This is a genomic window from Enterobacter sp. ENT03, assembly GCF_019218745.1.
Taxonomy (GTDB): domain Bacteria; phylum Pseudomonadota; class Gammaproteobacteria; order Enterobacterales; family Enterobacteriaceae; genus Enterobacter_D.
The window spans coordinates 70,154-81,770 of record NZ_JAHUXA010000010.1; the positions used below are offsets into that span (position 1 = coordinate 70,154).

Annotated in this window: 10 protein-coding genes and 1 pseudogene; 7 read left to right on the forward strand and 4 right to left on the reverse strand. The window is 57.9% G+C overall.

Annotated features, from left to right (window positions below):
• Positions 1-11 precede the first annotated feature (11 nt).
• Together cpxR and cpxA are read left to right on the forward strand one after the other, a co-directional pair.
• On the forward strand, positions 12-710 hold the full coding sequence (gene cpxR, locus KW828_RS13850; RefSeq protein WP_072571348.1) for an envelope stress response regulator transcription factor CpxR: 699 nt from the start codon (positions 12-14) through the stop codon (positions 708-710).
• Complete coding sequence (gene cpxA / locus KW828_RS13855; protein WP_218336892.1) at positions 707-2,083, forward strand: envelope stress sensor histidine kinase CpxA; 1,377 nt, start codon at positions 707-709, stop codon at positions 2,081-2,083. Before cpxR ends, cpxA begins: the two co-directional genes overlap by 4 nt.
• 62 nt (positions 2,084-2,145) lie before the next feature.
• Here the strand turns inward: cpxA and yiiM are convergent, their stop codons facing one another.
• Positions 2,146-2,817, reverse strand: coding sequence for a 6-hydroxyaminopurine reductase (gene yiiM / locus KW828_RS13860; RefSeq protein ID WP_218336893.1), 672 nt, complete (start codon positions 2,815-2,817; stop codon positions 2,146-2,148).
• A gap of 178 nt (positions 2,818-2,995) precedes the next feature.
• Between yiiM and KW828_RS13865 the strand changes: the two genes are divergently transcribed.
• A complete protein-coding gene (locus KW828_RS13865; protein WP_218336894.1) occupies positions 2,996-3,886 on the forward strand; it encodes a dihydrodipicolinate synthase family protein in 891 nt (296 codons plus the stop codon).
• A gap of 69 nt (positions 3,887-3,955) precedes the next feature.
• Here KW828_RS13865 and sodA read toward each other — a convergent pair whose 3' ends face one another.
• The 3 genes and pseudogenes from sodA to rhaS (KW828_RS13880) all read right to left on the reverse strand — a co-directional run bounded on the left by sodA (position 3,956) and on the right by rhaS (KW828_RS13880) (position 6,483).
• Positions 3,956-4,576 carry a superoxide dismutase [Mn] gene (sodA, locus tag KW828_RS13870; protein ID WP_218336895.1) on the reverse strand — a complete coding sequence of 207 codons (621 nt, stop codon included), beginning with the start codon at positions 4,574-4,576 and terminating at the stop codon, positions 3,956-3,958.
• Positions 4,577-4,704: 128 nt separating this feature from the next.
• Entirely contained in the window at positions 4,705-5,562 is an 858-nt protein-coding gene (gene rhaR, locus KW828_RS13875; protein ID WP_218336896.1) for an HTH-type transcriptional activator RhaR, read from the reverse strand.
• 83 nt (positions 5,563-5,645) lie between these two features.
• Positions 5,646-6,483 (reverse strand): annotated as a pseudogene (gene rhaS, locus KW828_RS13880) (HTH-type transcriptional activator RhaS).
• 300 nt (positions 6,484-6,783) lie between these two features.
• Between rhaS (KW828_RS13880) and rhaB the strand changes: the two are divergent.
• The 4 genes from rhaB to rhaS (KW828_RS13900) all read left to right on the forward strand — a co-directional run bounded on the left by rhaB (position 6,784) and on the right by rhaS (KW828_RS13900) (position 11,528).
• Positions 6,784-8,238: a rhamnulokinase gene (rhaB, locus tag KW828_RS13885; RefSeq protein ID WP_218336897.1), complete on the forward strand. Its 1,455-nt coding sequence runs from the start codon at positions 6,784-6,786 to the stop codon at positions 8,236-8,238.
• Positions 8,235-9,494: an L-rhamnose isomerase gene (locus tag KW828_RS13890; RefSeq protein WP_218336898.1), complete on the forward strand. Its 1,260-nt coding sequence runs from the start codon at positions 8,235-8,237 to the stop codon at positions 9,492-9,494. Before rhaB ends, KW828_RS13890 begins: the two co-directional genes overlap by 4 nt.
• A gap of 138 nt (positions 9,495-9,632) precedes the next feature.
• Entirely contained in the window at positions 9,633-10,463 is an 831-nt protein-coding gene (gene rhaD / locus KW828_RS13895) for a rhamnulose-1-phosphate aldolase (protein WP_218336899.1), read from the forward strand.
• 78 nt (positions 10,464-10,541) lie between these two features.
• On the forward strand, positions 10,542-11,528 hold the full coding sequence (gene rhaS, locus KW828_RS13900; RefSeq protein WP_218336900.1) for a rhamnose ABC transporter substrate-binding protein: 987 nt from the start codon (positions 10,542-10,544) through the stop codon (positions 11,526-11,528).
• The last annotated feature ends 89 nt before the right edge of the window (positions 11,529-11,617 follow it).

The window sequence follows — 11,617 nt, forward strand, 5'->3', positions numbered from 1 at the left end:
GTATTTAAACAATGAATAAAATCCTGTTAGTTGATGATGACCGAGAGCTTACATCCCTGTTGAAGGAACTGCTCGACATGGAAGGTTTTGACGTGTTGGTTGCCCATGACGGGGAACAAGCGCTTGACCTCCTTGACGACAGTATCGATTTACTTTTGCTCGACGTGATGATGCCGAAGAAAAACGGTATTGATACACTTAAAGAGCTTCGTCAGACACACCAGACGCCCGTTATTATGTTGACTGCACGCGGCAGCGAACTCGATCGCGTACTCGGCCTTGAGCTGGGCGCAGACGATTATCTGCCTAAACCTTTCAATGACCGCGAGCTGGTTGCGCGCATCCGCGCCATCCTGCGCCGTTCACACTGGAGCGAGCAGCAGCAAAACAGCGATAACGGTTCCCCTACTTTAGAAGTCGACGCCTTAAGCCTCAATCCAGGCCGTCAGGAAGCCAGCTTTGATGGTCAGTCGCTGGAACTTACCGGCACCGAATTCACGCTGCTTTATCTGCTGGCGCAACATCTGGGCCAGGTCGTTTCCCGTGAACATCTGAGCCAGGAAGTGCTGGGTAAGCGCTTAACGCCGTTCGATCGCGCCATCGATATGCACATTTCCAACCTGCGCCGTAAATTGCCGGAACGCAAAGACGGACACCCGTGGTTTAAAACCCTGCGCGGTCGCGGCTATCTGATGGTTTCCGCTTCATGATTGGAAGTTTGACTGCACGCATCTTTGCCATTTTTTGGTTAACGCTGGCACTGGTGTTGATGCTGGTACTGATGGTGCCGAAGCTGGACTCCCGTCAGATGACGGAGTTGCTCGACAGCGAACAGCGCCAGGGCGTGATGATCGAACAGCATGTCGAAGCGGAACTGGCCAATGACCCGCCGAACGACCTGATGTGGTGGCGCAGATTATTCCGCGCGATCGACAAATGGGCGCCGCCGGGACAACGCCTGTTGCTGGTGACCAGCGAAGGCCGCGTGATTGGCGCAGAACGTAGCGAAATGCAGATCATCCGTAACTTCATCGGGCAGGCGGATAATGCCGACCACCCGCAGAAGAAAAAGTACGGTCGGGTAGAGCTGGTAGGGCCATTTTCCATCAGGGATGGGGAAGATAATTACCAGCTCTATCTCATTCGTCCGGCCAGCAGCTCGCAGTCAGACTTTATTAACCTGCTTTTTGACCGCCCGTTATTACTGCTGATTGTCACCATGCTGATCAGCTCGCCGTTGCTGTTATGGCTGGCGTGGAGTCTCGCCAAACCGGCACGTAAGCTGAAGAACGCCGCAGATGAAGTAGCACAGGGTAACCTGCGCCAGCATCCGGAACTGGAAGCCGGGCCGCAGGAATTTCTCGCCGCCGGGGCCAGCTTTAACCAGATGGTGACGGCCCTTGAACGCATGATGACCTCGCAGCAACGTCTGCTTTCTGATATTTCGCACGAGCTGCGTACCCCACTGACGCGCCTGCAACTGGGCACCGCCCTGCTGCGCCGCCGTAGCGGTGAAAGCAAAGAACTGGAGCGCATCGAAACCGAAGCGCAGCGGCTCGACAGCATGATCAACGACCTGCTGGTGATGTCGCGCAATCAGCAGAAAAACGCGCTGGTCAGCGAAACCATGAAAGCGAATCAGCTGTGGAGCGAGGTGCTGGACAACGCCGCCTTTGAAGCCGAACAGATGGGTAAGACGCTGACGGTGACATTCCCGCCGGGGCCATGGCCGTTGTACGGTAACCCGAACGCGCTGGAAAGCGCGCTGGAAAACATCGTGCGCAATGCGCTGCGGTATTCTCACACGCAGATTGAAGTCGGATTTGCCGTGGATAAAGACGGCATCACCATTAACGTGGATGATGACGGTCCGGGCGTCAGCCCGGCAGATCGCGAGCAGATTTTCCGGCCGTTCTACCGTACTGACGAGGCCCGCGACCGCGAGTCCGGCGGCACGGGGCTGGGGCTGGCAATTGTTGAAACCGCCATCCAACAGCATCGCGGCTGGGTGAAGGCGGACGACAGTCCGTTAGGCGGCCTGCGCCTGACCATCTGGCTGCCGCTGTATAGCAAACGGGCCTGACCCCTCACCCCGGCCCTCTCCCCACTCACCGGGAGAGGGTTTGGCTGAGGGGGCAACGCCTGCTACCCGCGCAAACGCCGCGAACTGTCTTCGATCCTGCCGCTAATACGCCGTTTCTGCATCGTTCTTGCCCAGCTTACCGACAGCCCTGCCGCTGACAGCAAACGATGATACTGCTCATCATCGAACGGAGTATGCCAGGCAATCACCCCTGCCTCGTGGACGCTAATATCGCTGCAACGGGATACCAGCTCCAGCGGCGCATCGCTAAACACCTGCCCGCCCGCCACAATACGGTACAGCCAGCCGGTGTGACCGCGATCCTGCATCAGCGTCGCCATATTCGGGATGCCGAAGTGGAAGTTAAGTTTGAAGCACGGCGAGCGCGGCTGCGTCACCTGGATCAGCGCGTCGCCCCAGCGGAAGATGTCGCCGATGTACACGTTCTTTTCCGTCAGCCCGACGGTCGACAGATTCTCGCCAAACGCCGGGGCGACAAACAGCGCCGCCTGCTCCGGGAAATCCCGCGCCCACTGGGCGTAATGCTCGCGCGGATAGTGGCATAACGCCCGGTCCGGGCCGCCGTGGATCTTTTTCTCCGCCTGCTGGTCATCCTTCAGACCGCGATCTGTCAGCGTCAGTTCGCCATCTACCTGCACTTTCGCAATGGCGCTCGGGCGGCTGCCCGGATAATCGCGCACCTTGCCGGAAAACACCTCCATCGGATATTGCATATCGTCTCCCTTTGTCATGATCCCACAGCTGTTCAGGCTCGCCGGAAAAGCCGCGAAATACAATATTTTTGCGGCGTCAGCGCGCAAAAAAAGTACATCACCGGCGTGAAAGGGATCAAGCCGTGCTATCACTTAGCTAACTTCTGAAACACCATTTCACATTCAAGGAGCCAACAACATGTCCAGTGCAGCGCGTTTTACCGGCGTCTGGTGCCCGGCCATTACGCCGATGGAAACCGACGGCAAGATCGATCTCAACGGGCTACGCCAGCATCTCGCCCGCCTGACCGACGCCAAACTCGATGTCATTTTACTGATGGGCAGCATCGGCGAATTCGCTTCTTTTACGCTGGAGGAGCGGTTGCTCCTGATCCGCGAAGCGCGGGCCATGTCGTCATTGCCGATGGTGGTGAATGTCTCCTCCACCTGCGTGAGCGACATACTGCGCCTGGCGCAGGCGTCATATGTAGCGGGTTACGAGGCGGTGATGATCCTGCCGCCCTACTACTACGGCCAGACATCTGCGCAACTGCTTAGCTACTACCGCGCACTCGGGCAGCAGCTGGCGGGCAAATGGTTCGCCTATAACTTTCCGGCGCGTACCGGCTGCGATCTGACGCCGGAACTTATCGCCACGCTGGCGGCGGAATTCCCGGACTTCGCGGGCATTAAAGACACGGTGGATTGCCAGTCGCACACCCGCACGATGATCCTCGCCACCCAGGCGGTGAGGGATGATTTCGCCGTACTTTCCGGCTATGACGAGTATTTTATTCCCAACAAACTGGCGGGCGGTGCCGGGGTGATTTCCGGGCTGAATAACATTGTGCCGGAACTGTTTGTGCAGGCCCGCGAGGCTTTTGCTTACGGCGATCTGCAAAGATTACAGCAAGTTCAGCAGGAAATAGGTCGACTGTCGGCGATCTACGCCATCGGCGATGATTTCGTCACCACCATCAAAACCGTGGTGTCCCGCAAGTTTGGTTACTGCGGGACGACATCCCGTAACGCAGGCGGCACGCTGAGCGACGCGCAGACGCGGGCGATCGACGAGGTTTTCGGTCTGTAGCGGGCAAAAAAAAGCCCCCGTCGGCTGACCGACAGGGGCTGGATACGTTCACCAGGCGGTGATCAGGACTTATTTTTTAGCTGCGAAACGTGCCGCGGCTTCGTCCCAGTTAACCACTTCCCAGAACGCCTTGATGTAATCCGGGCGTTTGTTCTGGTATTTCAGGTAGTAAGCATGTTCCCACACGTCCAGGCCGATGATCGGGAAGCCGGATACGCCAGAGATCGCTTCACCCATCAGCGGGCTGTCCTGGTTGGCAGTAGACACTACAGCCAGTTTGTCGCCTTTCAGTACCAGCCACGCCCAGCCGGAGCCGAAACGGGTGGCAGCAGCTTTCTCGAACTCTTCTTTGAATTTCTCAACAGAGCCGAAATCACGTTCGATAGCCGCTTTCAGGTCGCCCTGCAGGGTGGTACCGGTTTTCAGGCCTTTCCAGAACAGGCTGTGGTTAGCGTGACCACCTGCGTTGTTACGCAGTACGGTTTTTTTGTCTGCTGGCAGCTGATCCAGTTTGGTGATCAGCTCTTCAACCGGCAGGTTAGCGAATTCAGGCAGACTTTCCAGCGCTGCGTTAGCGTTGTTTACATAGGTCTGGTGGTGTTTGGTGTGATGGATTTCCATCGTCTGCTTATCGAAATGCGGTTCTAAAGCGTCGTATGCGTATGGCAGGGATGGCAGTGTATAACTCATATTCATCTCCATTATTGTCGGGCGGCTGAAGTGTTAACGCCGCGTAAGCAGTTGGTTCATTATAGTTAATTAAGTGGTATTGAAAATGTTTATCAATGCCGTACTTTCCGTGTGGTTATAACTTTTCGTTATGACACTGTCAATTTTTGCGCTAAGCGCTGCCGCCACTGGCTCGGCGTCGCGCCCGTTTCGCGGGTGAAAACCACCGAGAAATAGTTGCTGTCTTCGAAGCCGCAGCACATGGCGATTTCGCCGATCAGCAGCTCCGTGTGTTGCAGCAGATACTGGGCGTGGCAGATGCGCAGCTGCCGCAGATAGTTGTTGATGGTCATGCCGGTCTGGGTGCGGAACTGCTGGCGCAGTGCGCGTTCGCTGCACTGGTTTTGCTCGCAGAACGCCTCCAGCGCAAAGGCCCGGTTCAGGCTGCCTGCCAGCGCCGTGAGGAGCCTGTCGAGCAGCGCCTCGCTGGCGGTGGCCGACAGATTATCCGTGGCGTAGCGATGCCGTCTGAGCGTCAGGATCAGCTGCGCGAACAGCGCCTCCGCCAGCGGGTTCGCCAGCTCATCGGTTCGGGCGCTCTCCTGCTCCAGTTGCGTGATCACCTGTCGCGCCTGCGTCATACCCGTGCTGCCAAGCCGCCAGTGGGGCGATGCCGCACCGCCCTGCAACCCCGGAATATGCGCCGACCAGTCGAGCGCCAGCGTCAGGCGTTCCGGGCAGTAGATGATGTTTTGCAGCACGAGGTCATTGACCGAGGCGTACGAATGACGATCTTCCGCGCGAATATAAAACAGATCGCCGCGGGTGATGCGATAAGGCCGGTCGTTCAGAATGTGCAGCCCGTTGCCGCGCCACACCAGCACCAGTTCATTAAACTCGTGGGAGTGTTCCGCAAAGACGTTTTGCGGGTAGCGATCTGCCACCGCCACCGCTTGTGCGGTACGGGCAAAAAAGTCGGCTTTACGGAGAATTAGCTGGCCTGCCACAGGGTCACCTCAACAGCGATTAACCTTTCATTAGTAGCTGTTTTCTGGCGAAAATACGGTGATAAGACTCTCGTTACGGGCAGCTACTGCAACAGGGTATCGCGTCCCTGGCGAATATCACGCGGCGACCAGTCAAATTCGCGGCGGAAAAGCGTCGAAAAGTGGTTACTGTCGCCGAAACCGCAGCGAAAGGCGATGTCGGTAACGCTGTGGTCACTGTGGCGCAGCAAATGACGCGCTTTGATCAGCCGCAGGCGGTTCAGATAGCGCTGCGGCGTCATGCCGGTGTACTGCTTAAGCTGACGGTGCAGGGTGCGCAGCGACAGCGAGAACTGATCCGCCAGCGACTCCCAGCATACGTCCTCCGCAAAGTGATCTTCCAGCCATGACATCAGCTGATTCAGGCGCGCGTCATTATTCGCCGCCCCTTCCATCTGACTGCTGCGGCGCAGCAGGACCAGCAACTGCATAAAGAGGATCTCACGGTTCGCCAGCGACGCCATGTCGTTACCCTCCTCCGCCGTTTCCATCTGCCCGACAATCTGCCGTATCTGTTGCAGCACGCCCTGATTCACGCGCCAGTGTGACGGGTAGTGGCCGTCCTGCTCCTGAGGCAACAACTGGTTTAAGCCGGATAAGAACTGGAAAGCGTCCGGCGAACGATACAGCACATTGGTCAGGCACAGATTATCGGTGTGCTCATAGAGATGCCGATCATGATCGGCGCACAAAGCATACCGTACCGCCGCTGATGGTGTAGGGCTGACCATTGAAGACATGAATGCCGGTGCCGTGCTCAACGATCACAATCTCATGAAAATCATGATGATGTTCCGGGAACGCCGCCTGGGGCAGCCGGGGTTCGATAGCAACAGGCGTATAACCTGATGGAAAAAAGTCCACGCTGTGTAATACGGTCATAGTTACCCCTGTCGATGAGAAACGTTCTCAATATAGTAATTAACGCCCTCGGTTCTCACCTTGAATTTTTGACAGCAAAGCGCGCAAAGCCTGTCGATTTTTCAAGAAACTGTCGGAAAGTTCAGGAAATGCGGCGGCGGTCACAGCCCCTGAAAAGTCGCTGATAAACGCAAACTGTGAACTCTCTCACGTTCATCTTTGGTTTCTTGCCAGCGGCGGTTTGGGCCTGTCACTGGCAAGAAGGTGATCCTGCTGGCCCTTTTTTAGACTGACGGCAATGACTCACCAGAGGATCGCTCCATGACTTTTCGCCATTGCGTCGCTGTCGATTTAGGCGCATCAAGCGGCCGCGTAATGCTCGCCCGCTTCGACGTTGAGCCGCGCACCCTTACGCTTCGCGAAATCCATCGCTTCAGTAACTGCCTGCAAAAAATTGACGGCGTCGAGTGCTGGGACATCGACAGCCTGGAAGCGGAAATCCGCTGCGGGCTGGATAAAGTCTGTCAGCAGGGCATCGCCATCGACAGTATCGGCATTGATACCTGGGGCGTGGATTACGTGCTGATTGATGCGCAGGGCGAGCGCGTCGGCCAGCCGGTTTCCTACCGCGACGGCCGTACCGATGGCGTGATGGCGCAGGCCATAGCGCAACGGGGTAAAGCCGATATTTATCGCCGCAGCGGCATTCAGTTTTTACCCTTTAACACGCTTTACCAGTTTAAAGCGCTTGGTGAACAGCAGCCGGACCTGACGGCGCGCGTCGCCCATGCCCTGCTGATCCCCGACTATTTCAGCTTCCGGCTGACCGGCAAGCTCAACTGGGAATACACCAACGCCACCACCACGCAACTGGTGAACATTCACACCGACAACTGGGACGAGACGCTGCTCGACTGGGCGGGCGTGCCCGCCGCCTGGTTCGGCACGCCAACGCATCCGGGTAATGTGATCGGTCACTGGGCTGGCGTGCCGGTGGTCGCCGTCGCCAGCCATGACACCGCCAGCGCAGTGATCGCCGCGCCGCTGGCCGGAAAAGACGCGGCTTATTTATCCTCCGGCACCTGGTCGCTGATGGGCTTTGAAAGCAAAACGCCTTACACCAGCGATGAGGCACTGGCCGCCAACATCACCAACGAAGGCGGCGCAGAAGGCCGTTATCGCGTGCTGAAAAACATCATGGGTCTGTGGCTGCTGCAACGGGTACTGAAAGAGCAGAACGTCAGCGATTTGCCGGATCTGATTGCCCGCACCGCGACCCTGCCCGCCTGCCGTTTCGTGATCAACCCGAACGACGATCGCTTTATCAACCCGGAAAACATGAGCCGCGAAGTGCAGGCCGCCTGCCGGGAAAACGGCCAGCCCGTACCGCACACCACCGCCGAACTGGCGCGCTGCATTTTTGACAGCCTGGCGCTGCTGTATGCCGATGTACTGCGTGAGCTGGCGCAGCTTCGCGGCAAGCCGTTCAGCCAGCTGCATATCGTCGGCGGCGGCTGCCAGAACCAGTTGCTCAACCAGCTTTGCGCCGATGCCTGTGGCATCACCGTCGTCGCAGGCCCTGTTGAAGCCTCGACGCTTGGCAACATCGGCGTGCAGTTAATGACGCTGGACGAGCTAACCAGCGTCGACGCGTTCCGTGAGGTGGTGGCGTCCAGTTACGCCCTCACCACCTATGCCCCTCATCCTGATAATGAAATTGCTCGCTATGTTGCGCAGTTTCAGCAAAAACGACCCACAAAGGAGCTTTGCGCATGACCACTCATCTTGAACAAGCCTGGGAACTGGCAAAACAACGCTTCGCCGCGGTAGGCATTGATGTCGAGGCGGCGCTGAGCCAGCTCGATCGCCTGCCGGTGTCCATGCACTGCTGGCAGGGCGATGACGTCGCCGGGTTTGAAAACCCGCAGGGCGGTCTGACGGGCGGCATTCAGGCGACCGGTAACTATCCGGGCAAGGCGCGCAATGCGGCTGAGTTACGCGCCGATCTGGAGCAGGCGCTGAGTCTGATCCCAGGCCCCAAACGGCTGAATCTGCACGCTATCTATCTGGAATCCGACGAACCGGTGGCGCGCAATGCCATCAAGCCGGAACACTTCGCAAACTGGGTGAAATGGGCAAAAGAGCATCAGCTGGGGCTGGATTTCAATCCGTCATGTTTCTCGCATCCGCTGTCAGCCGATGGTTTTACGCTGTCCCACGCTAACGATGAGATCCGCCAGTTCTGGATCGACCATGTGAAAGCCTGCCGTCGCGTGTCGGCGTATTTCGGCGAGCAACTGGGCACGCCGTCGGTGATGAACATCTGGATCCCGGACGGCATGAAAGATGTCACCGTTGACCGCCTCGCGCCGCGTCGACGCCTGGTCGCCGCGCTGGACGACGCGCTGAGCGAGAAGCTGAGCCTGGCGCATCACATTGATGCGGTAGAGAGCAAGCTGTTCGGCATCGGTGCCGAGAGCTATACCGTCGGCTCTAACGAGTTTTACATGGGCTATGCCACCAGCCGTCAGACCGCGCTGTGCCTGGACGCCGGTCACTTCCACCCGACCGAAGTCATCTCCGACAAAATCTCCGCCGCCATGCTCTATGTGCCGCACCTGCTGCTGCACGTCAGCCGCCCGGTGCGCTGGGACAGCGATCACGTGGTGCTGCTGGATGACGAAACCCAGGCCATCGCCAGCGAGATTGTCCGCCATAACCTGTTCGACCGCGTACACATTGGCCTCGATTTCTTTGATGCCTCCATCAACCGCATCGCCGCCTGGGTGATCGGCACCCGCAACATGAAAAAAGCCCTGCTGCGCGCCCTGCTGGAGCCAACCGATGAGCTGCGCCGTCTGGAAGCGAGCGGCGATTACACCGCGCGACTGGCGCTGCTGGAAGAGCAGAAATCGCTGCCGTGGCAGGCGGTGTGGGAAATGTATTGTCAGCGCAACGACACGCCGGTCGGCAGCCAGTGGCTCGACAGCGTGCGGGCGTATGAGAAAACCGTGTTAGCGGAACGAAGCTGAGGGCCACCCTCACCCCGCCCTCTCCCTGAGGGAGAGGGCGAAAGGTAAGTCCGAACTCGATCAGTCCCCTCTCCCCATGGGAGAGGGTTAGGGTGAGGGGAAACGTACCCTCGCCACATTTACAGGAATACAAAGACTATGCAGAACATCACCAACGCCTGGTTTGTCCAGGGGATGATCAAAGCCACCACCGACGCCTGGCTGAAAGGCTGGGACGAGCGTAACGGCGGCAACCTGACGCTGCGCCTGGATGAGGCCGACATCGCCTCTTTTACCGCGGATTTCCATAAAACACCGCGCTATATCACGCTGAGCCAGCCAATGCCGTTGCTGGCTAACACACCCTTTATCGTCACCGGTTCCGGTAAATTCTTCCGTAACGTGCAGCTCGATCCCACCGCTAACCTCGGCATCGTTAAAGTGGACAGCGATGGCGCGGGTTACCACATTCTCTGGGGCCTGACCAACGACGCGGTGCCAACCTCCGAATTGCCCGCGCACTTCCTGTCACACTGTGAGCGCATCAAAGCGACCCAGGGTCGCGATCGCGTGATCATGCACTGCCACGCCACAAATCTTATCGCCCTGACCTACGTGCTGGAAAACAGCGCCGACTTTATTACCCGCAAACTGTGGGAAGGCAGCACCGAATGTCTGGTGGTGTTCCCGGACGGCGTCGGCATTCTGCCGTGGATGGTGCCGGGCACCGACGAAATCGGCCAGGCGACCGCCGCGGAAATGACGAAACATTCGCTGGTGCTGTGGCCGTTCCACGGCGTCTTTGGTAGCGGCCCGACGCTGGATGAAGCCTTTGGCCTGATTGACACCGCCGAAAAATCCGCTGAAGTGCTGGTGAAGGTGTACTCGATGGGCGGCATGAAACAGACCATCACCCAGCAGGAGTTAATCGCCCTCGGCAAGCGCTTTGGCGTAACGCCGATGCAGTCCGCTTTAGATTTGTACAAATAACAACATCGCGCCCCGCTCACGCAGACGGGGCGAATACCACCTGCCATCCCTACAAAACTCACTCGTGGAGTACAAGCAATGAAAATTAAAGCAAGCTTAATCCTCACCGTTGCTGCACTAGCGTTGTCCGGTTCCGCATTAGCAGAAGTCAAAATCGCCCTGGTAGCAAAATCCCTGGGCAATGGTTTTTTCGAAGCAGCAAACGTCGGCGCGCAGGAGGCCGCCAAAGAGTTAGGTGATGTAAAAGTGATTTATACCGGCCCGACCACCACCACCGCCGAAGCGCAGATCGAAGTGCTGAACGGCTTGATCGCCCAGGGGGTGGATGCGATCGCCATCTCCGCCAACGATCCTGACGCCGTCGTACCGGTGCTGAAAAAAGCGATGCAGCGCGGTATCAAAGTCGTCTCCTGGGATTCCGGCGTGGCGAAAGCCGGTCGCCAGATCCACCTGAACCCGTCGAACAATGCGCTGATTGGCGAAACCAACGTTAAGCTCGCCGCCGACGCGCTGAAAGCGCTGAACGTCGAGAAAGGCGATGTGGCGATCTTAAGCGCCACGCCGACCTCCGCGAACCAGAACACCTGGATTGCGGAAATGAAAAAAGTGCTGCCGAAATATCCGTCCGTCAATCTGGTGACCACTGCTTATGGCGACGATCTGTCTGACAAGAGCTACCGCGAAGCGGTCGGCCTGCTGAAAACGTACCCGGATCTGAAAGTGATCGTCTCGCCCTCCTCGGTTGGCATCGTGGCGGCTGCGCAGGCGGTGAAAGATCAGGGCAAAATCGGCAAAGTGTACGTAACCGGTCTGGGCCTGCCGTCTGAAATGGCGGGCGCGGTGAAATCCGGCGCGACGAAAAGTTTTGCCATCTGGAACCCGATTGACCTGGGCTATGCCGCCACTTACCTGGCGGATGATTTAGTGAAAGGCAGCGCCACCAAAACCGAGGCCAGCATGGGCAAACTCGGCAAGGTGAAACTGGATGCAGACGGCAGCGGCGCGATGGCTGAGCCGTTCGTCTACGATGCCAGCAATATTGATAAGTTCTCGAAGATCTTTTGATGCGGTTTGTAGGCCGGATAAGCGTAGCGCCATCCGGCAAAAGGCGGGTGGCGCTGCCGCTTACCCGCCCTACAAATTCCCCTGACCAG